General features: G+C 43.0%; 22 protein-coding genes. 9 read left to right on the top strand and 13 right to left on the bottom strand.

The genetic code is table 11. From position 1 onward, the window contains the following. Positions 1 to 101: 101 nt before the first annotated feature. The gene (locus AC0L46_RS06625; protein WP_473506715.1) at positions 102 to 1,025 is read left to right on the top strand and encodes a LysR substrate-binding domain-containing protein; all 924 of its coding nucleotides are present in this window, start codon (positions 102 to 104) and stop codon (positions 1,023 to 1,025) included. 34 nt (positions 1,026 to 1,059) lie between these two features. Here AC0L46_RS06625 and tatC read toward each other — a convergent pair whose 3' ends face one another. The 8 genes from tatC to AC0L46_RS06585 all read right to left on the bottom strand — a co-directional run bounded on the left by tatC (position 1,060) and on the right by AC0L46_RS06585 (position 7,567). After that, positions 1,060 to 1,830, bottom strand: coding sequence for a twin-arginine translocase subunit TatC (tatC, locus tag AC0L46_RS06620; protein WP_473506713.1), 771 nt, complete (start codon positions 1,828 to 1,830; stop codon positions 1,060 to 1,062). 49 nt (positions 1,831 to 1,879) lie between these two features. Beyond that, on the bottom strand, positions 1,880 to 2,266 hold the full coding sequence (gene tatB / locus AC0L46_RS06615; RefSeq protein ID WP_473506711.1) for a Sec-independent protein translocase protein TatB: 387 nt from the start codon (positions 2,264 to 2,266) through the stop codon (positions 1,880 to 1,882). Between the two features lie 3 nt (positions 2,267 to 2,269). Then, on the bottom strand, positions 2,270 to 2,485 hold the full coding sequence (gene tatA, locus AC0L46_RS06610) for a Sec-independent protein translocase subunit TatA (protein WP_414681247.1): 216 nt from the start codon (positions 2,483 to 2,485) through the stop codon (positions 2,270 to 2,272). Positions 2,486 to 2,531: 46 nt separating this feature from the next. Continuing rightward, positions 2,532 to 2,864 (bottom strand): phosphoribosyl-ATP diphosphatase, encoded by a 333-nt coding sequence (locus AC0L46_RS06605; protein WP_414681248.1) that lies wholly within the window; start codon positions 2,862 to 2,864, stop codon positions 2,532 to 2,534. Positions 2,865 to 2,880: 16 nt separating this feature from the next. Then, positions 2,881 to 4,524, bottom strand: a complete 1,644-nt coding sequence (gene ubiB, locus AC0L46_RS06600) for a ubiquinone biosynthesis regulatory protein kinase UbiB (RefSeq protein WP_473506709.1) — start codon at positions 4,522 to 4,524, stop codon at positions 2,881 to 2,883. Between the two features lie 2 nt (positions 4,525 to 4,526). Next, a complete protein-coding gene (ubiE, locus tag AC0L46_RS06595; protein ID WP_414681250.1) occupies positions 4,527 to 5,282 on the bottom strand; it encodes a bifunctional demethylmenaquinone methyltransferase/2-methoxy-6-polyprenyl-1,4-benzoquinol methylase UbiE in 756 nt (251 codons plus the stop codon). 118 nt (positions 5,283 to 5,400) lie between these two features. Next, entirely contained in the window at positions 5,401 to 6,933 is a 1,533-nt protein-coding gene (locus AC0L46_RS06590) for a diguanylate cyclase (protein WP_414681251.1), read from the bottom strand. A gap of 13 nt (positions 6,934 to 6,946) precedes the next feature. Next, positions 6,947 to 7,567, bottom strand: a complete 621-nt coding sequence (locus AC0L46_RS06585) for a thiol:disulfide interchange protein DsbA/DsbL (RefSeq protein WP_317002568.1) — start codon at positions 7,565 to 7,567, stop codon at positions 6,947 to 6,949. A gap of 359 nt (positions 7,568 to 7,926) precedes the next feature. Between AC0L46_RS06585 and yihA the strand changes: the two genes are divergently transcribed. Further along, on the top strand, positions 7,927 to 8,571 hold the full coding sequence (yihA, locus tag AC0L46_RS06580; RefSeq protein WP_473507110.1) for a ribosome biogenesis GTP-binding protein YihA/YsxC: 645 nt from the start codon (positions 7,927 to 7,929) through the stop codon (positions 8,569 to 8,571). 88 nt (positions 8,572 to 8,659) lie between these two features. Here the strand turns inward: yihA and gshA are convergent, their stop codons facing one another. The 4 genes from gshA to hisB all read right to left on the bottom strand — a co-directional run bounded on the left by gshA (position 8,660) and on the right by hisB (position 12,583). Further along, positions 8,660 to 10,252, bottom strand: coding sequence for a glutamate--cysteine ligase (gene gshA, locus AC0L46_RS06575; RefSeq protein WP_473506706.1), 1,593 nt, complete (start codon positions 10,250 to 10,252; stop codon positions 8,660 to 8,662). A gap of 207 nt (positions 10,253 to 10,459) precedes the next feature. Continuing rightward, on the bottom strand, positions 10,460 to 11,233 hold the full coding sequence (gene hisF / locus AC0L46_RS06570; RefSeq protein ID WP_473506704.1) for an imidazole glycerol phosphate synthase subunit HisF: 774 nt from the start codon (positions 11,231 to 11,233) through the stop codon (positions 10,460 to 10,462). A 56-nt stretch (positions 11,234 to 11,289) separates the two neighbouring features. Next, a complete protein-coding gene (hisH, locus tag AC0L46_RS06565; RefSeq protein ID WP_473506702.1) occupies positions 11,290 to 11,952 on the bottom strand; it encodes an imidazole glycerol phosphate synthase subunit HisH in 663 nt (220 codons plus the stop codon). Between the two features lie 37 nt (positions 11,953 to 11,989). Then, the gene (gene hisB / locus AC0L46_RS06560) at positions 11,990 to 12,583 is read right to left on the bottom strand and encodes an imidazoleglycerol-phosphate dehydratase HisB (RefSeq protein ID WP_317002572.1); all 594 of its coding nucleotides are present in this window, start codon (positions 12,581 to 12,583) and stop codon (positions 11,990 to 11,992) included. 237 nt (positions 12,584 to 12,820) lie between these two features. Here hisB and AC0L46_RS06555 point away from each other — a divergent pair, with 237 nt between their 5' ends. From AC0L46_RS06555 to AC0L46_RS06540, 4 genes are read left to right on the top strand one after another with little or no spacing between them, the layout of a single operon-like run. After that, the gene (locus AC0L46_RS06555) at positions 12,821 to 15,067 is read left to right on the top strand and encodes an AsmA family protein (protein WP_473506700.1); all 2,247 of its coding nucleotides are present in this window, start codon (positions 12,821 to 12,823) and stop codon (positions 15,065 to 15,067) included. A gap of 37 nt (positions 15,068 to 15,104) precedes the next feature. Beyond that, positions 15,105 to 16,157, top strand: coding sequence for an A/G-specific adenine glycosylase (mutY, locus tag AC0L46_RS06550; RefSeq protein ID WP_473506698.1), 1,053 nt, complete (start codon positions 15,105 to 15,107; stop codon positions 16,155 to 16,157). Positions 16,158 to 16,187: 30 nt separating this feature from the next. Next, on the top strand, positions 16,188 to 17,366 hold the full coding sequence (chrA, locus tag AC0L46_RS06545; RefSeq protein ID WP_473506696.1) for a chromate efflux transporter: 1,179 nt from the start codon (positions 16,188 to 16,190) through the stop codon (positions 17,364 to 17,366). Positions 17,367 to 17,426: 60 nt separating this feature from the next. Continuing rightward, the gene (locus AC0L46_RS06540; protein ID WP_414681260.1) at positions 17,427 to 17,711 is read left to right on the top strand and encodes an oxidative damage protection protein; all 285 of its coding nucleotides are present in this window, start codon (positions 17,427 to 17,429) and stop codon (positions 17,709 to 17,711) included. 64 nt (positions 17,712 to 17,775) lie between these two features. Here AC0L46_RS06540 and AC0L46_RS06535 read toward each other — a convergent pair whose 3' ends face one another. Further along, positions 17,776 to 18,198 carry a flagellar basal body-associated FliL family protein gene (locus AC0L46_RS06535; RefSeq protein ID WP_473506694.1) on the bottom strand — a complete coding sequence of 141 codons (423 nt, stop codon included), beginning with the start codon at positions 18,196 to 18,198 and terminating at the stop codon, positions 17,776 to 17,778. A gap of 141 nt (positions 18,199 to 18,339) precedes the next feature. Between AC0L46_RS06535 and AC0L46_RS06530 the strand changes: the two genes are divergently transcribed. The 3 genes from AC0L46_RS06530 (at position 18,340) to AC0L46_RS06520 (ending at position 20,427) form a co-directional block, all read left to right on the top strand. After that, positions 18,340 to 18,852, top strand: coding sequence for a disulfide bond formation protein B (locus AC0L46_RS06530; protein WP_473506692.1), 513 nt, complete (start codon positions 18,340 to 18,342; stop codon positions 18,850 to 18,852). Positions 18,853 to 19,001: 149 nt separating this feature from the next. Beyond that, on the top strand, positions 19,002 to 19,472 hold the full coding sequence (gene rsd, locus AC0L46_RS06525) for a sigma D regulator (protein WP_317002580.1): 471 nt from the start codon (positions 19,002 to 19,004) through the stop codon (positions 19,470 to 19,472). Beyond that, positions 19,444 to 20,427, top strand: coding sequence for a WD40 repeat domain-containing protein (locus AC0L46_RS06520; RefSeq protein WP_473506690.1), 984 nt, complete (start codon positions 19,444 to 19,446; stop codon positions 20,425 to 20,427). The genes rsd and AC0L46_RS06520 overlap by 29 nt, the downstream gene beginning before the upstream one ends. The last annotated feature ends 2 nt before the right edge of the window (positions 20,428 to 20,429 follow it).

Below are 20,429 nucleotides of genomic sequence, written 5' to 3'. Positions count from 1 at the left end.
AATCTTAATGTTTACACATTACATACTAGGAAGCTGGCGTTGTAAGTAAAACGCTATTTTGTTAGTGTGCTTTGAACTAAAAGTTCATATTGGAATCTTAAGTGCCTATCCGTAACCGCTCAATCCCCTCTATAAATAGCTTAATTACGTTTGAAGCTGCGGCTCGTCTTGGAACCTTTACTCGTGCGTCGAATGAACTTTGTGTTACACCGACAGCCGTCAGTAAGCAGATTAAGTTGCTAGAAGCCTTTTTAAATACCGATTTATTTTTACGAAAAAAAGCAGGGTTAGAGTTAACAGAAAAAGGACAAAGCTATTTAAAAATAGTCACGCAGGTATTGAATACACTGGCGGAAAGCTCAGAGTGTATGAATGATGATGCGAATGTAGTTGATATTTCCATAGAAGTTGGCGTCTGTTTTTCTCATTTTTGGTTGATCCCTCGATTAGACGATTTTCGTGAAAAGCACCCTGATATTAGGTTAAGTATCAGTACTTACACTGAAAATAGACGCACTACGGAAAGTGAATTGCTATCCAAACCTGATGTTAGCTTTTATTACGAGGCGGTTAACGATAATAAAGAGCAGGGTAGTGTTCAGCTCTTTAAAGAGCGAATTATGTTAGTGTGCAGTCCAAGCTTTTTAGAGAAACACCCTGATGCAACGGACTTGTCTCAGCTTTGGCAGCAGCCTTTGTTAGGGCTTCGAAACTCACCGGATTTTTGGGAAAGTTGGGAGACTTGGGCAAATGTCTTTGGTATCGCTTATAGCCCGCCTAGAAATGAGTTAAGAATGGAAGATCAAATTGCAGTGCTTCATGCTGCGATGGGAGGGGCGGGAATTGCTCTTGCTTGGGATTGGCATGTTGATAGCTTATTAGAAACTGGACAGTTGATCACACTTACAGAGCCAGTTGAATTTCATAATAATGCGTATTTTCTGACTCGATCAACGTCTCCTGCAAAACAGAGAAATATAGATTGCTTCTTCGATTGGGTGGTTGGAACGGCTTCTTCTACATAGGAGCTGATATTGAGCTTCTAATTATTAAATCAGCTTAAAGGTTCGCCTCGGAAGTGGCTTCATCCTTTTCTTCATCTTCTTCGACGACTTTTACTGTTCTTCCGGCAATCAGGCCAAGTTCAAACAGCATCCACATTGGAATGGCTAATAAAGTTTGGGAAAAGATATCTGGAGGCGTGATTAACATGCCCACAACAAAACAACCAAGGAAGATATAAGGGCGCTTTTTGGATAGCGTTGCTACGGTAGTAACGCCTGCTTTTATCAACAAATAAGTCGCCACCGGAATTTCAAACGTCACACCAAAAGCAAAGAAAAGCTTTAAAACGAAGTTTAAGTAGTTGTTAATGTCTGTCATTACTGTTACTTCGCCTGGTCCAACTGTGGTGAAAAAGCCAAAGATCAACGGCAATACCACGTAATAAGCGAACAAGACGCCAGCATAAAACAGAAAAATACTCGAAATGAGTAAAGGAATCGCGATGCGTTTTTCATTCTTATACAAAGCTGGTGCGATAAAAGACCATGCTTGGAATAATGAATAAGGTACAGACAACAAAACAGCAACGGCAAAGGTTAGCTTGAGAGGCGCCAGAAATGGTGAAGCCACTTCGGTTGCGATCAAAGAGCTACCAGCAGGAAGCAGCAAGCGTAATGGCTCAGAAACAAGCAAATACAGCTCGTTGGCAAAAGAGTATAAACCTAGAAAAAGAACCAGAATAACCAGAACCGCTTTTAATAAACGATTTCTAAGCTCAATAAGGTGAGAAACTAAAGGGGCTTGGTTAGAAGAACTTGTACTCATAATGCGTTCTATATCCGCAGGTCGTTGGAAAAATCAAAATGGATGCTAATTAACCACGAGGTTGTGTTGGCTCTGCTATTGGTTCTTTCTCTGGTGCTGGAGACGCCTCATTTGTCTCTTCGGCTTTCTCAGGTTCAGGAAGGTCAGCTGTTTCTCGCATTGGCTCCTGAGCATAAGACTCAGGCATAGGCGTAATGGTATTTTGAATACTTTGGCCTTCTTTGAGAATACGCTGATTTGTTTCTGAGATTTTCTGTTGCAGCTCTTCTTGATCAAGCTGAGCATTAATCTCCCTTTGTACCGAGTTAATGCTGCGACGGATTTTACGTACCCACAGTCCCGCCGTTTTTGCGGCGTGTGGTAAACGTTCAGGGCCAAGAATTAATAAGCCAACAACAGATACAACAACCAGTTCAGAAAAACCAATATCAAACACGGATTATGCGCTCTTGTCGTCTTTTTTTGCTTCAGAATCAATTACTTTGTTCTGAGCTACTTTTTCATCTTCTGGCGTGTCCTTATCAACGGCTTCTTTAAAGCCTTTAACCGCGCCGCCTAAATCAGAGCCTAGATTCTTAAGTTTTTTTGTACCGAATATAAGCACCAAAATGGCCAAAACGATCAACAATTGCCAAATACTGATTCCACCTAACATGCATTTCTCCTGCTTATTAATAAAGTGTGGTCTGTTCTTTCATGGATTATTTTGTGCGATTGGCTTTTTCTTCTAAACCAGACAAGTTAAATCGGCGCGCTAATTCATCCAATATGGCATCAGGGCCAATATCTAAATGGGATAACATAACGAGAGTATGGAACCAAAGGTCGGCTGTTTCATACACTAGGTCAGACTTATCACCGGAAACCGCTGCATCTTTTGCTGCAATAATGGTTTCAACGCTTTCTTCACCTACTTTTTCTAGGATTTTATTTAATCCTTTTGCATGTAGGCTTGCTACATAAGAAGAGTCTGCTGCAGCCTTTTTACGTTGTTCTAGAGTTGCCGCTAATTCAGCCAATACATCGCTTTTCATTATAGTCTCTCAAATGTTACGGTTTTAATACAATTAAATATAAGCCAAGTAAAACTAATCCGAAACTGGTTAGGTCGGCGGCTTGTAAATGAGATAGTGAGCTTGGATCTGTGATGGCCCAAGCGCCCCCTAAACTTAATAAACCTAACAGCCTTAACGGTAAACGGCTGCGGTTTTTTTTCATTTCAACACCAAGCTGATGAATGGCGTCTGTTTGAGCTTGCATGCGTTCTTCTTGCTGAGATATTTGCGACAAAGCAGAGAAGATCAAGTTTGGAATTTGAGGAAGCTGTCCAGCCCATTGTGGTGCTTGTTTACGAACTTCTTCCATCACGCGTTTGGGCCCCATTTGTTCTCGCATCCAGCGCTCTAAGAAGGGTTTTGCTGTTACCCAAAGATCTAAGTCAGGGTAAAGCTGGCGGCCTAATCCTTCAATGTTTAATAAGGTTTTTTCCAAAAGAACCAGCTGCGGCTGAACTTCCATATTGAATCGACGAGCCGTTTGGAATAAGCCAATTAAGACTTGGCCGAAAGAAATGTCTTTGAGTGGTTTGGCAAACATGGGTTCACAAACACTGCGAATAGCCGATTCAAAAGCATGAACCGGAGTGCCTTTAGGTACCCAACCACTTTCGACGTGCAGCTCAGCGACTAAGCGATAATCTCGTTGGAAAAAAGCCAAAAGGTTACGCGCTAAATAGTTTTTGTCTTCGTCGTCTAGGCTTCCCATGATGGCGCAATCCAGAGCAATGTACTTTGGTCTTTCTGGGTTGGTTACATCAACAAAAATGTTGCCAGGGTGCATGTCTGCGTGGAAAAAACTGTGGGAAAAAACCTGAGTAAAGAAGATTTCAACACCGCGTTCGGCCAAACATTTCATATTAACGTTAGCTTTGTTTAGTGCTGGGATATCGGCCACAGGAATGCCAGAGATGCGCTCCATCACCATCACATTACGATGACTGTAATCCCAATAAACCTGAGGCACATACAGCAAATCTGAGTCCGTGAAATTGCGTTGCAAAAGGCCAGTGTTTGCTGCTTCTTTGGCTAAATCTAATTCATCAAGAATGGTGTATTCGTAATCTGTAACCACTTCAACAGGGCGTAAACGACGGCCATCTTCGCTTATTTTGTTTACTAAGTGCGCCAATGTATAAAGCAACTTGATGTCTTTGCCGATGGTCTTTTCAATGTTTGGGCGAATGACTTTTACAACAACATCTTCACCGGAATGAAGTTTGGCTGTGTGTACTTGAGCAATAGAAGCGGATGCCAAAGGCTCAACAGAAAATTCAGCAAATAATTCAGATACCGGCGCTTTTAAGTCGCGCTCAATGATTCCTTGAGCTACTTTCCCTGAAAATGCAGGGACTTTGTCTTGTAGCTTAGCCAGCTCATCGGCAATGTCGTCATCTAATAAATCCCGACGAGTAGACAGGATTTGTCCGAACTTAACAAAAATAGGGCCGAGCGATTCCAGTGCTAAGCGCAAGCGTTCGCCCTTGTTTTTACTGGAGTTTTTACGACCAATAGAACAAATCACACCGAGAGTGCAGCGTATGTACCAAGGTAAGAGCGAAAAGGGAATAAACACATCAAGGCGAAAGCGAATTACCGTAAAGATAATCCGCAATAGACGAAAAACACTGGTCAACATAATTAGAATTTAAACCCTTTGTGCAGCGCCACAATACCGCCGGTTAAGTTTTGGTAGCTTGTGCGCTCGAAGCCAACTTCATCCATCATGCTTTTTAAGGTTTCTTGATCAGGGTGCATTCGAATAGACTCAGCCAAATAACGGTAGCTTTCTGAATCATTGGCGATCAACTTACCCATTGCTGGTAATAAGCGGAAAGAGTATTGGTCATAAACCTGAGACAGCATTTCTGATTTTGGCTTGGAAAACTCCAAGACCAATAATCGGCCGCCAGGTTTTAATACGCGGTACATAGAAGCCAATGCTTTGGATTTGTCTGTTACGTTTCTGAGGCCAAAAGCAATAGTGATGCAGTCGAATGTGTTATCAGGGAAAGGTAGCGCTTCCGCGTTCGCTTGAACAAATTTTACGTTACTAACCACACCTTGGTTCGCTAATTTATCGCGACCAACTTTCAGCATGGAGTCGTTAATGTCAGCCAGAATTACTTGGCCTTCACTGCCAACTAAGCGAGAGAATTTGAGGGTTAAGTCGCCAGTTCCACCTGCAATGTCTAAGACTTGGTTGCCTGCGCGAACACCAGATTGGCTGATAGTGTGTCGTTTCCAAAGACGATGAACACCACCGGACATAAGATCGTTCATGATGTCGTATTTGGCAGCGACGGAATGAAAGACTTGTGCAACGGCTTGGGCCTTTTCATCCGTAGGGATTTCTTTAAAGCCAAAGTGGGTGGTTTTATTCTGATCGTCTTGCATAAACTACTTCTTCATCCTATATGACGGTATAGAACAGTGTATAAGTAACAACACTGCTTTTATGTGAATAGCTATTGTAACCGTGACAGTGGAGTACGGGTACCGCTTTTTATTGCTTCTATCTTTCTATTAAGACTTTATTTCGGCCTGATTCTTTTGCCAAATAAAGTTGTTTATCTGCCCGTGAAAATAAAGATTCAGGGTCTTCTTCGGGAGCTAGCTGAGCGACACCGATAGAAACAGAAATAGAAACGGGCTCGCCTTGCATATTAAAAGGCGTCTTTTCTACGGCTTGGCGAATTGTCTCTGCTCGTTTCATGGCTTGTTCGCTGGTGGTGTTTGGAAACGCTAGTACAAACTCTTCTCCGCCATAGCGAAAGAATAAGTCCTCTTTTGCTAATACGGTGCGAATTTGTTTTGGGACTAGTCGCAATACTTTATCACCCGCTAAATGCCCCCAAGTATCATTTACTCGCTTAAAGTGATCTATATCGCACACAGCTAAACAAAGTGGCTGTTGCTTTTTTTGCATGAGTTTACAAAGCGGTAAAATGGCGTCTTGGTAAGCGGTGCGATTCGGTAAATCTGTTAAGGAATCAGTCATAGCTTGAGCCAGTCTTTCTTGCAAAAGTGAGCGCAAAGAGGTGGTGTCTTTTTCCATCCTAGTAACTTTGTTTTTTAGCATGGTAATGGACTGAGCCGCTTGCTTTTCCTTTTCTAACATACTGGTTCGGTATTCCGTCATAGTGTCAGAAATGGTGGTGAGACGGTCGTTAATTAAGTCTTTCAAGCTGTCCAAATTGTTTGCGCCTTGAACGGCTTTAGAGGTGTCTTCTACTTGCAGTTGAAGTTTTGTGTTCAAGCCTTCTCGACTTTCAGAAAGTGATTTCTGAGACTGATAGCTTGTCACGACTGTCGCGTTAATGCTGGCTAGTTGCTTGTTTAGTTGGCTGAGGTAATTAGTCAGATTTTCTTGGGTTTTACCAATAATAATCATGATGAAGTGAATGACTTCATCTAGTAGTTCTGGGAGTCTTTGTAAGTTGTCATTCTTCAGTAATGCTTTTTTTAATAGGGCAACTTCTTCATCGTAATGACTGGGTAGTTGCAAGTTATTCATCAACCCTGAAAGAGCATGGCTAATTTGCAGCATAAGCTCTCTATCATTGGCTTGTTGAATAGTTTGTCGTTTTTGATTCAGTAAGCGTTTAAAGAAAGAGCTTTTAGCTTGGCTAGCTTCATCAATAGGCGTGTTTAGTGTTTGTTCAGCAAGAGATTGGAAAGCTTTTAAAAGCTCTGGCCATTTAGAGGGTGCATGCCAATGTGAGCGAATTTGAGCTTCTAATTGTTTCTTTTCGTTTTGTGGGACAAGCCGATTGTCTTGCTTTTCAAGTAGGTCGATTAAATCTTGTAGAGAGCTTCTGACTTGTTTGGCTCTATTATGTTGAGCCGCATCAATTTTGATGAGCAGAGGTTCTGCATTGCTAAGGGCATCAAGAATTTCTTCAGTATTGGCGCCCTTGGCAATAATGTGGCGAATATGACGGACAACAGGGTCCAATTCTGGATCATTCCCCTCAGCCAGCATACTGGTTCGGGAGACTGCTTTCCTTAGCGCTTCAATCAGTTTATCACTAGATGATTCCGTCATATCGCCTCATTTGTTAATTTTGTCTTTCTTTTTCTATTAAGAAGTTTACGACATTAAAAATGTTTTGGTTACCGTTCGCTGTTTGAGCAGACACTAGGTATTTACCATTTACTATAATACCTGGGACGCCACGAGCGCCATAAGCACGGATTTTTGCATCGGCTTGGCTTAAACGGCTGTTCACTGCAAAGGAGTTAAATTGCTTACGGAACTCATCTTCGCTGACTCCGTAGTTCTCAAAGAAGTTTGCTAGTGCATCTTCTGAGTTTAGACCGCGACGCTCAACATGAATAGTATTAAAGATATCGGCACGCATTTTTCCTTCAATACCTAATAAATCAGCAACGTAAAACGCTTTTGCGTGAGCTAACCAGTTACGACCAAATACAGCTGGAAGGTATTTGAAATCCACATCGTCGGCTAGGTCTTTTTTCCAAGCGTTGACATAAGGTTCAAGGGCGTTGCAATGCGGGCAGCCATACCAAAAAATCTCGGTGACTTCTATTTTACTTGGATCGCTGGTGCGAACTGGGGTTTTAATCGTCGTGTAACCATTCCCATCACTGTATTCTGCTGCAAAAGCAGGAAGTGACATAAAGAAAGAAAGTACCACGGCCGAGAACAGCTTGATCATGAATTGCTCCTAATAATATAAATGACAGGTATCCGTACATCATGCACAGAATCGCTATGGAATACGATTATCTAATAGTGCGAATGTTCCGTGTTTCCTGCAATTTTACATAAAGTTTACATCAAAAAGTTTTTATTTAGCGCTTTTTCTCAAGATTAATGTGAATGGCTAACTCATTGCCTTTGTTAAATAAACTTCCAGCAATCTGTTTGTGAGGCTTGTATGAGTCGTCGTCAGGGACTTATTCCTTACTCGCTGAAGGTTTAGCGTGGTAAAAAATCCTATTTACTGGCATTATAGACAGCTAATGAATGAAACCGAATAACCGCTTAATCCAATCTATTGACGAATATCAACTTATGACGCCTTTTGACTCTATTTTCCAGTCTGCACACTTTATAAAAAGTGCCGAGAAACTTTCTCAATGTCCTTTAGACCAAGGAGTTGAAGTCGCATTTGCTGGTCGTTCTAATGCGGGTAAATCCACCGCTTTGAACACGTTAGCGAACCAAAAAAAGCTGGCGAGAACATCGAAAACACCAGGTCGTACTCAGCTTATTAACTGTTTTGGTTTGAATGTTGAAGACCGTCGATTGATTGACCTTCCAGGTTATGGTTTTGCAAAAGTGCCAATTGCCATGAAAAAAGTATGGCAAGCACACATGCAAGATTATCTGATGAATCGCCGCTCTTTAGCGGGCGTTGTTTTGGTTATGGACATTCGCCATCCATTAAAAGAATTCGATGAAATGATGTTGGATTGGGCGCGAGCAAACGGCATGAAAGTGCATGTGTTGTTGACCAAGTCAGATAAGTTGAAGCGTGGCCCGGCAAAATCGACCATGTTAAGCGTGCAGAAAGTGATTAAAGAGCAGGGAATTGAAGGTTCTGTACAAACTTTTTCTGCTTTAAACGGTGATGGCGTAGATGCATTAAGAATTAAACTTGCGGAATGGTTGGTACTTGAAAACCTAGAAGAAATTCCAATTTCTCCCAATGCATAAGGTTTGACGCTTAACCGCTTAGAAAATACGACATAAAAAAAGCCTGTTAAGGCTTTTTTTATGTCTGTCGTTTTACTAAATGATTCGCTTATTGGGGCTTTAAATACGCTTTTAGGAAAGTATCGAAGTCTACTTCATCGGCCGCTTCTATTTCGGTTTGTTCTTGCAAAGAATGTTCTGCTTTTGCTTTAAACTCATTGGTCAGTGAATCCGATAACGGCATAGTCATCCACTCGGCTTGTTGCTCTTTCGACAGTGTTAACATGGCATTTTGGAAGCCTTGATCTGTTTTGCAGCGTTCCAATAATTGAGCAGATGGAAGTAGGCTGATGTCTTTGAGTTTTTGAATTTGCGTTTCCACCGCTTCTGTATAGGCTGTGTTTCCAGTTTTGCTAGAAAGGAAAGCAGCCACTTCGGTTAGTTCGCTCAGCATACTGTCTGCTTTGTCTCTTAGTTTTACTGGGCCTTGGCCAAAATCAAAATTCATTTCCAAATCACGACCATGCTCAGCGATTTCTTGCTGCATTTTGCGAAGTTGGCTGCATTCCTTCATGTCTAAATGCTCGTCACCGCGTAACATGCAATACAGCAAAAACACATCAATAAAATACAAAGTAGAAGACTGCATACCAATGGAAGAACTAGGGTCCAAATCCATGATACGAACTTCTATGTATTCCACACCTCGGGATTGCAGTGCTGCACTTGGGTGTTCGCCTGGCTGAGTGACACGTTTAGGGCGAATGTCACTGTAGTATTCGTTTTCGATTTGCAGCAGGTTGGTGTTTAGCTGGCGATACTCACCATCCACTTTAACGCCGATGTTTTGATAAGTCTCATAAGGCGTTTGTAGGGCTTTTTTGATGGTTTTAATGTAGGTGTCGACTTCGTTATAGCAAACGTATAAATCCGCTTGAGCTTTATTCTGGTAGCCAAGATCACTCATGCGAAGGGACGTGGCTTTTTCACCGAACCAAGTGTTTTTGTTTAACTCGCCTAAATGATTTGGCTTGGAGGCTAAGAAGCTTTCGTCAATGGCAGGAGAAGCACCAAATAATAAAGAAAGCATCCATGAACTACGACGGAAGTTTCGAATTAAAGCAAAGTAGCTTTCAGACTGAAAAGCCTGTTTTTGCGAAGGCGTAAGATTGGTTTTTCCTTTGTAGTTCTCTAGGAACAGCCAAAAATCTTTATCGAAAGAAAAGTTATAGTGCATGCCTGCGATGCATTGCATGATGCGACCATAACGATTGGATAAACCTTCGCGATAAACACGCTTCAACTTGCCTGTATTGGATTCGCCATAATAGGCAATAGGAACATCTTCATTGCCGCTCAAATAACACGGCATGCTGGCTGGCCACAAACATTCATCTTGTTTGTAAAGCTCATGATTCACTAGGTTGTGAATGTCTTCGAGCTCTTTGATAACGCCTTCGACACTTGGGTGAACTTGTGTGATGAACTCCATCAAGGATTCAGAATAATCTGTGGTAATTGAGCTGTGAGTTAAAGGCGAGCCTAAAGACTTGGGATGTGGTAAGTGGGAAATGCGTCCATCGGCTCTAGTGACTCGAAGTGCTTCTCGTTCAACGCCACGATGGAAGGTTAATGCGGAGAATGAAGTTGTCTGTTGGCAGTGTTTCGCCAGTGCTTGTAACGCATCAGTTAAAGTAGTCAAGAAGTCATCCTTCCAATATGAAGCCGAGGCTTGAGGCTTATGCAAAAATAAATTCTTAGGATTGTACAAGGCTGAGCTTCTTTTCAGCAAGTCAGAGTTCCCAAGTGCACAAAGTATGCGGATTTAAAAAGCAAAAACGCAACATCAAATGATATTGCGTTTTGTTTTTTATAGCAGAAACAGCGTAATAATCTTTTAAACTTGTGATTACAAGCGCATCTCAATGCCTGCATCTGTCATACGCTGCTTGGCTTCCTCGATACTGTATTCACCGAAATGGAAAATACTGGCAGCTAATACGGCGTCCGCTTTGCCTTTGGTCACGCCTTCAACAAGATGATCCAAATTACCAACACCGCCAGAAGCGATAACAGGTACATGAACTGCTTCACTGATGGCGCGAGTGACGCCAAGGTCGAAGCCGTTTTTTGTACCGTCACGATCCATACTGGTTAAGAGGATTTCACCAGCACCGTATTCGACCATTTTCTTCGCCCATTCAACGGCGTCCAAACCAGTCGGTTTACGACCACCATGGGTGAAAATTTCCCATTTGTCAGCTTCGCCTTCAGCACTGACTTTCTTCGCGTCAATAGCAACGACAATGCATTGTGAGCCAAAGCGTTCTGCGGCTTCACGGACGAACTCAGGGTTGAAAACGGCGGCTGTATTAATGCCCACTTTGTCGGCGCCAGCGTTTAGCATACGACGAATGTCGTCACAGGTACGAATGCCGCCACCAACGGTTAAAGGAATAAACACTTGGCTGGCGATGGCTTCGACCATGTGAACCGTTGTGGCTCTGTCGTCAGAGCTGGCGGTTATATCAAGAAAAGTAATTTCGTCTGCGCCTTGCTCGTTATAACGTTTGGCTACTTCTACAGGGTCGCCTGCATCACGGATATCAACAAATTGAACGCCTTTAACAACTCGTCCGTTGTCCACGTCAAGGCAAGGAATAATACGTTTTGCTAAGCCCATTTTTGGCTCCTACTAACGATTGAGATGATGAAATATGCTGCTGAGCCCATAGAAAACTATGGCTTGCCATCCCAATGAATAAAGTTCTTATAAAGCTGTAAACCGTCTTTGTGACTTTTCTCAGGGTGAAATTGCACGGCAAAGACATTGTCACGAGCCAGTGCAACGCAGAATTCCAAACCGTAGTCACAGGTGCCAGCTACTTCTTCTTGATGTTCTGGCACAACGTAAAAACTGTGTACAAAGTAGAAGCGAGCATTGTCTGGAATACCTTCCCAAAGAGGGTGTTTAATGGTCTGCTTTACTTGGTTCCAGCCCATATGAGGCACTTTTAATTTACTGCCATCGTGGTCTTTGTGTTGTTCGCCAAAAAACAGCGCATTGCCTTGGAAGTGATTAAGGCAATCGACGCCACCGTTTTCTTCACTGTGGCTCATTAAAGATTGGATGCCGACACAAATGGCAAGAAACGGTTTTTCTGCCATGGCTTTACGAATGCTTGGTACTAAACCTGTATTGTGCATTTCACCAATACAATCACGGATAGCACCAACACCTGGTAATAAAACTCGATCTGCCGCATCAATAACAGCGGGATCACTGGTCACGACTACCGAAGTGTTTTCATCGGCAACGTGCTCAAGCGCTTTGGCAACCGAATGCAGATTGCCCATGCCATAATCAATGACAGCAACCGTAGACTTTTTTGCTTCACTCATACTCTTCACTCACACACTTATCTAAACAGAGAGAATCTTACAAACAGCCTTTTGTAGAAGGCATTTGACCAGCCATGCGCTCATCCACTTCCAACGCCATACGCAATGCGCGACCAAAGGCTTTGAAAATAGTTTCCGCTTGGTGGTGAGTGTTTTTGCCACGCAAGTTGTCTAGGTGCAGTGTCACTTTGGCGTGGTTGATGAAGCCGTGGAAAAATTCTGAAAATAAATCCACGTCAAAACCGCCAACAGAAGCACGAGTAAAAGGCACGTGCATTTCTAATCCAGGACGACCAGAGAAATCGATAACGACACGTGAGAGCGCTTCATCTAGAGGAACGTAGGCATGGCCGTAACGCTTGATGCCTTTTTTATCACCAACAGCGATCTCAAAAGCCTGACCTAACGTAATACCCAAGTCTTCCACTGTATGGTGAGCATCAATGTGAAGATCGCCAACGGCGTGGATGTCTAGGTCAATTAGACCATGACGAGCCACTTGCTCAAGCATGTGATCAAGGAAAGGTACGCCAGTAAAGCACGTAAATTTACCTGTACCATCTAAGTTAATTGATACCTTGATCTGAGTTTCAAGCGTATTTCGCTCTACGCTAGCAATGCGATCGGACATTGATTGGTTTCTCCACAGTGGTTGCGACGTAAAAAGATCGTCACTTTTATGACATAAGTTACCCATTATAGAACGTGGGCTCTCAGGCTTCTACGCTTTGACCGAGTGTTTTTTAATGAGTTGTTTCTATTGGATCGATAATCACCCTCTTCGGGTGCTATGATATGTCCATCTATTTGCTGTTTTCCTCGCTCAAGAGAAGAGTTTACAGGGCAATGTTTTTATAAGGAGTTTTACATGGTTTGGCTGAAGCGTTTATCCATTTTAATCGGTGGCCTATTGGTTCTTGTGGCACTGTTGTTGGCGTCGGTGATTTTATTCGTCAATCCAAATGATTTTAAAGACGAACTGAAAACCGTAGCCCTGGAAAAAGCGAATGTTAATCTACGTTTGGATGGCGATATTAGTTGGTCGTTTTTTCCTTGGCTTGGACTTGAACTGGAAGACATTGGTGTCGCGTTAGGCTCTGATGCGGAAATTCTGCAATTCGACCGTGCTGAGTTTGGCTTAGCCATCAAGCCTTTGTTACAGCAAAAAATCCAAGTGAATAAGGTCAACCTTGTGAACTTGAAAGCCAGCTTAAATAAAGACAAAAACGGCCAAGGTAACTGGGAACTCGATATCCCAGAAAACACTGCTGAAGCGGCGCAAGCAGCGTCTGAAGAAGAAACGACAAGCCTTGCATCGAGCACGGAAGATGATGCTACAGAAGCGGAACCTTTTGTTATTCCGGAGATACAACTGGATGAATTACGCATTGAGAATGCGCAGCTTCAATATCGAGATGAACAAACGAATCAATTAGTTAACGCAACGTTAAATGTACAAATCAACGATGTTCAGTGGGACAAAGCTTGGCCAATGGCCATGGATGTGGCATTGACGCAAAGCGATTTGCAGGGCAATTCTCCAATCAAGGCAAACGTGCAGCTAAGTGCCAACTTGTCTGTTTTTCCAGAGCGTGAAGCTTTTTCCGTAGATGCTTTGGCTTTGTCGGCAAAAGTAGAAGGTGACCTGTTGCCAGCCAGCCCGTTAGAAGCCAAGTTAAATGCTATTCGAGTTGATTTTGACTTGCCGCAGGAAAATGTCTTATTAGAAGGTATGACACTAAGCGCTTTGGGTGTCAATTTAGATGCTAAATTAGAAGCTTACCAAGTATTAAGTGACCCACAATTTACGGCGATATTCTCTGTAGGAGAGTTTAATCCAAGAGACGTCATATCGGCGCTCAATATTGAATTGCCTGAGATGTCTGACGATACCGCTCTTACTAGTGCGCAAATGAATATGTCGGTAGAGGGAAGCTTAGATAGCTTGGTTGTGAAACCTATGTCCCTTCAATTGGACGAAACAAAAATCGAAGCCAATGCGGCGCTAGACTTGTCTCCACTGTATTGGGATTTACGTATTGCTGGCGCGAATTTAAATCTTGATCGTTATTTGCCAACACCTGTTGAAGGCGAGAATGAAGAAGCGCCAGAAAATACAGAGCAAGCGATTGAAAGCGAAGCAGGTGATTTGATTCCTGTTGAGCTTATTCGCCAATTGAATGGTCATGTTGGTTTTGCTTTCGACAATCTGACAGTGAAGAACCTAAAAGTCGATCGAATTGAACTGGATTCCACCCAGTCGAATGGCATTGTAAAAGTAGCTCCATTGAAAGCTTCGTTATACGAAGGGACTTTTTCAACAACGGCGAATCTTAATGCTCAAAGCAGCACACCGACCATAGCGCTTGTGCCTTCGATTGATGCTATTCAAATTCAGCCTTTGTTAGTCGACTTTATGGATATGGATAAAGTGGCGGGTGCGACTTATTTAAATGGTGATCTTTTGATGCAAGGAAACCGTATTGACGACTTGATGGCATCATTGCAAGGCGATTTGTTGGTTGAGATTAAAGACGGCGCGCTAATCGGAACTAATCTAACCAAGTCTGTTTGTGAAGGCATTGCTTCTGTTCGAAAAGACGCGCTAGATAGTTCGAAATTTGGTGAAGACACACCTTTTGAAGCTATGACATTCCCTGCTCATATCGTAAATGGCCAAGTGTCTACGCCTGGACTGAAAATTCGCTCAGCGGGCATAGAAGTCACGGGTGACGGTGTTATTTCTTTAACGGATTCTTCTTTAAACTATCAAACCAACGTAGGTTTCCCAGGCAGCACTTTGGACGATGCTTGTCAGGTGAATGAGAAAGTTGCGGAATTGACCTTTCCTATTATCTGCCGTGGACAGTTTAGTGATGACCCAGCTGGCTTATGCCGTCCAGATCTAAAAGGTTTTGGTGATTTGTTCTTGGATCTAGCGTCGACTGAACTGAAGCTAAAAGCAGAAGAAGAGAAAGCCAAATTAGAAGCTGAGTTGGAAGCAAAGCTAGCCGCAGAAAAAGCGCGCCTTAAAGCTGAACTTGAAGCCAAGAAAGAAGCGGAAGAAGAAGCTTTGAAAGAGAAGCTGAAAAATAAACTAAAAGACTTGTTTTAATTATCCAAAATAAACAGGTGGTAAACGCGAGACATACATGCAGCCAGTAGAGAATTTTGCGCCCCGTGTTTTGGCATGGTTTGACGAACATGGGCGTAAAAGCTTGCCTTGGCAAGAAAACAAAACCCCTTATCGAGTGTGGATTTCTGAAATCATGTTGCAGCAAACGCAAGTGACGACAGTAATCCCGTATTACCATAAGTTCATGACATCGTTTCCCAATGTCGAAGCGTTAGCCAATGCAGAGCAAGATGATGTGTTGGCTCACTGGAGCGGATTGGGTTATTACGCCAGAGCCAGAAACATGCACAAAGCGGCAAAAATGCTGGTGGATGAATTTGACAGCGAATTTCCTCAAACCGTAGAAGGTGTGTGTGAATTGCCTGGAATAGGGCGCTCTACGGCGGCCGCTATTTTGTCTATCTCTCGAGGTGTTCAAGCTGCCATCTTGGACGGCAATGTAAAGCGAGTATTAGGTCGCTTTCATGCTGTACCGACTTGGCCGGGTGAGAAAAAAACCGAAAGCGCACTTTGGGATTTAGCGGAATACTATATGCCAAGTGAGCGTTGTGGCGATTATACTCAAGCCATGATGGATTTGGGGGCGACGCTTTGTACTCGCTCAAAACCTCAGTGTTTGATTTGTCCATTAGAAAGCGACTGCCAAGCGCGTCGCACGCCAGACCCAACTCAATTCCCTATTCGAAAGCCGAAAAAAGCCGCAAAACCAGAAAAGAGTATTCAACTGTTGGTGTTGGTGAATTATCAAGGTCAGTTGTTATTAGAAAAACGCCCGCACACTGGTATTTGGGGGGGATTATGGAGCTTGCCTGAACTGGCTTCTGACGATTCCATTGTGATGCATATTGAACAAAGATTTGCCACGCAAGTGCAAACTGTCACACCTTTGTCATCTTTCCGACATACTTTTAGTCACTACCATTTGGATATTTCCCCAAGCCATGTTGCAATCGATGCTCTTGGTGTTGTGATGGAAGGTGATAAGTATCAATGGTTTAGCCAACAAGATGCTTTGACGCTCGGCTTGCCGGCCCCTGTTCGGAGTATCTTAGAAAGTATCAATTCATAATCTGAATGAATCGCGTGAGCTGGAAAATACATGTCGCAGAGCCGTACACCTTCTTATTTGAAACGTCTTAGTGAAGTCTTTGTGGCTTTCTTCCTTTTAGGCTTTACCAGCTTTGGTGGTCCTGCTGCACATTTAGGCTATTTCAATCAAGAATTTATCAAGCTGAAAAAGTGGGCAACAGAGTCCCAATATGCTCAGTGGGTTGCATTAAGCCAAATTGTCCCAGGACCTGGGTCGAGTCAGGTAGGCTTTGCCATTGGGTATCATAGAGCGGGATTGGTTGGTGGCTTAGCGGCGTTTGTTGGTTTTACCTTGCCGTCGTTTGTCTTCATGGTGTTATTGGCCATGTTTGGTGAGGCTTGGCAAGGAAGTTCGTGGTTTGATGGTGTGGTTCATGGGTTAAAACTCTTAGCCGTCGTTGTCGTGGCCGATGCTTGTCTTAGTATGTGGCGCTCGTTTTGTAAAAGTAAAGCTACAGCCTGTATCGCGCTTTTCAGTGCGTTTTTTATTGCGTTTAGTTCCTTCGGTTTGTCTAGCTTGATTGTTTTATGTCTGGCAGCAGGTGTTGGCCTTATGCTCCCAAGTACTGATTCAGAGAATAATGAAACCTTACCTAAAGTGCGGTTTTCTGGTGTGTATTTGCTTATCGCGCTTGTTTTATTTGGCGCGAGCTTCTGGCTAACCAATGGGCTGAGTGGCTTATTCGCTAATTTTTACCAAGCTGGTGCCTTGGTATTTGGTGGTGGCCATGTTGTCTTGCCAATGTTGTCGGCTTTTGTGTCGGATAGCGTTTCTGAATCCAACTTACTATTTGGTTATGCGGCGGCACAAGCTGTTCCCGGCCCCATGTTTACTATGGCGAGTTTTCTCGGAGCGTCGGCGGTGCCGGCAGGTGCAAGTCTTTGGGTGTGGGCAGGTGTTGCAACGTTGGGTGTTTTTTTATCTGGCCTATTGCTTATGTTGGGCGCGCAGAGTCTGTGGCGAAAGCTGTCTAATAATGCGCGTTTTCGTTCCATTGTCGGCAGCTTGAATGCGGCGGTGGTCGGCATATTGTTGGCGGCTTTATATCATCCTATTGGCACCTCGAGTCTGCAAAGTGTTTTGGATCTTTTATTGGTTGTGGCGGGTTTTGCTTGGCTAAAGTATAAAAGGCCATCCATTTTCTGGCTGATTACTGGATTTATATTCGTCGGGATGGTTAGGGCTTGATTTCTGCTGCTTTAGCGCCATTATGAAGACATCCTTTTTGAATTAAGAGCGACCTTTATTATGTCGAATACTGTTTTTTGTAAGAAATACCAGAAAGACATGGAAGCATTAGAACGTGCTCCTTTGCCAGGCACGAAAGGCCAAGAGATTCTTCAAACTGTCTCTAAGCAGGCATGGCAAGAATGGCAACTTCTGCAAACTATGATGATCAATGAAAAGCAGCTAAATCTGATGCAGCCAGAATCTCGAAAGTATGTGATGGAGCAAATGGAGAAGTTCTTCAATAACGAAGCAACAGATAAGTTATCTGGCTATGTCAGCCCTGATGATATGGTTGAACTCTAGACTATAGAGCTTCCAATAAAAACGCCCTCTGCAAGAGGGCGTTTTTATTGGTTCTTGGTGAACTTTATTGAGTAACAAAGCTCGAAAATAAAATGTCTTGAATGGGTGACGTTCCCGTTTCTGCTTGTAGTGCTTCGTTGACGGCAACTGCGCCAGCGGCTCTGGTTGCTTCTCTTGCGATAGCGCCTGTTACCTGTGCATTGGTGCGAGAGCTTAAAAACATCACCAAAGCGTCTTGTACTAATGGCATATTGGCCTCAATTAAAGCTCGTTGTGCTTCGCTGGTTCTAAGGCTGATGTCGGCTTTGATATAGGTTAGCTTGGAGCCGTCACTAATATTATTAACAACGAAGCTTGGTTTTAGCTCAATATAAGCGGTTGATGCAGGGTCAACATCTTCTGCAAAAACATGGGAATTTATTAGGTTGCTAAATAAGAATAAAAAAAACAGCAATAGCTTATTGCGCAAAGGTATCATCAATGACATGTTAGACTCTCATATTTATTCCAATAAACAGTATACTAACTGCCATTAAAGCCTGCTGTCAGTAGGAATTTGTACTTTCTTATATATCTGTTAATTGATCGTGTTTTACATTTAACTTATTTCGTTTAGGAATTTTTAAATATGTTCTCTTTGTTAACTGCTCGTCGTTTTCATGGACTTGTTGCTGTGGCTTCTTTTGCATTGCTTGCTGTGGCTTTTTATATGGAATATCAAATGGGGCTAGAGCCTTGCCCGTTATGTATGCTGCAGCGCATTGTGTTTTTCTGCATCGGTGTGGTGTCTCTACTATCTGCTTTAACTGGCTCTCTAGGTGTTCGTCGCTTTATTGCTTGGATAGTGGTGATCTTATCTTTATCTGGCGCTGCTTTAGCGATACGCCATTTGTATTTACAGAACATTCCTGCGGATCAACTTCCTGCTTGTTTACCGGGTTTAAGTTACATGTTTGAAGTTTTCCCATGGCAAGAAATTATGCAAGCCATGATTATGGGAACAGGGGAATGTGGTGATGTGGTTTGGACCTTTTTAGGCTTGAGTATTCCTGGCTGGACATTGGTTGTGTTTGCTTCTATGGCCATCATTAATGTGATTATTGCCTTACGTTCTAAGAAGCGAAAACATATATTTCGATAGTATTAAGGGTGATGCTCTGGAATAACGTTTCAAAAAGAACGGTTACAAATCCTCATATGTGATTGCCTTGCAGGTGATAAGTTAACGGAATATGCTTGAACTAGGTATTCAATAACAATTATCGCCTAACTCTAATGGGAGTTTGTATAATGCTAGAAGGTTGTAAAACAGCACAAGAAAGATGGGGTGGTGTACATGACATCATTGACCGTTGGTTAGAGCAGCGCCGCCAGCTAATCGAAGCCCTAGTTTATATACGGGAACGTGGCGATCTTACCCCGACGGATACACCAAAAATTCAATCAGCCTGTGAAATGCTAGTGGACTATGTTTCTGCTGGCCATTTTACCGTCTATGAGCAGTTGGCGTTAGAAGCAAAAGAATTCCATGACGATGGCGCGGTTATCTTATTAGGTGAATTGCTGCCACAGATTGAAAGCACCACCGAAATTGCCATAGAATTCAACGACAAATACGACACAAAAGAGCACTGTAATGCTCAGTTAGAAGCTTTGCCTTTTTCGTTGCAGGCATTAATGCTTGTGATGGCAGAAAGGTTCCAACATGAAGATCAATTGATTGAGGAATTGCATGAAGCGCACAGTGAAAAAAGCGCTTAAATTTGGCTTATTAATTACTTCTGCGGCGGCGTTATTGTCTTGTTCCGCGGAAGCGCCTGTGCGTACTGCGCAATATGCAGTTCAAGGTTTGCACTCGGCTGCATTGAGCGATGACGGATCTTCTTCAGTTGTCGGTTCCATTCAGCATGGTGGGAGCTATTGGAAAAACGCCAGAAACGAACGTAGCTTTAATTGGAATCATGCGTCAGGCGAATACACCACATTAACCAGTGTAGACATCGATCCAAGTGGTGAGTTTGCGGCGACAGGTAGCGCGCGTACCCTTGTATTATGGAGCGCACTAACAGGAAAATTAGATGGCTTTTGGACAACACCTGGTGATATTCAATCAATAAAGCTCACCCAAAATGGTGATTATGCTTTACTCGGTTTAAATGACCAAACAGCTCGCTTCTTTGATATTAAAAGAGGTGGCATCAAACAAACTTTCAGAACTAATTCGACCGTTCGTGCCGTTGATGTAACGCCTGATGTGACATTTGCTTTAACTGGCGATGACAACGGCAATGTGATTTTGTGGGATATCTTAACAGGCGAACAGAAACATCAATGGAATCTAGGGAATAAGATCTCCACTGTCGCATTATCAGCCGATGGGAAATACGCTTTTGGCGCTGCGCATCTTGGGACTGCTAAAATATGGTCTACTTTGACCGGTGTAGAGCTGTCTACCATTGATACAGGCTCCTTGAAGTACCGTAACGTGACGATTAGCCAAGCGGTATTTTCAACCAAGGATCGAAGTATCTTAGTGGGTGAAGCCAATGGCCGAGTGTCACTTATTCAGACCAGTACTGGTGTTGTGCAAAAAGAATGGGATCTTTACGCTGCGAAAAACCGACCATCTGGCACCAATGTTTTAGCACTTGCTTATGCTCTTGGCAATCGATATTACGCGATAGGCAGCAATGGCTATCTCAATGTTTTGGAATAATT

This window comes from Marinomonas sp. 15G6-16 (genome assembly GCF_055809555.1).
This window is presented reverse-complemented; position numbering and strand designations above follow the sequence as displayed.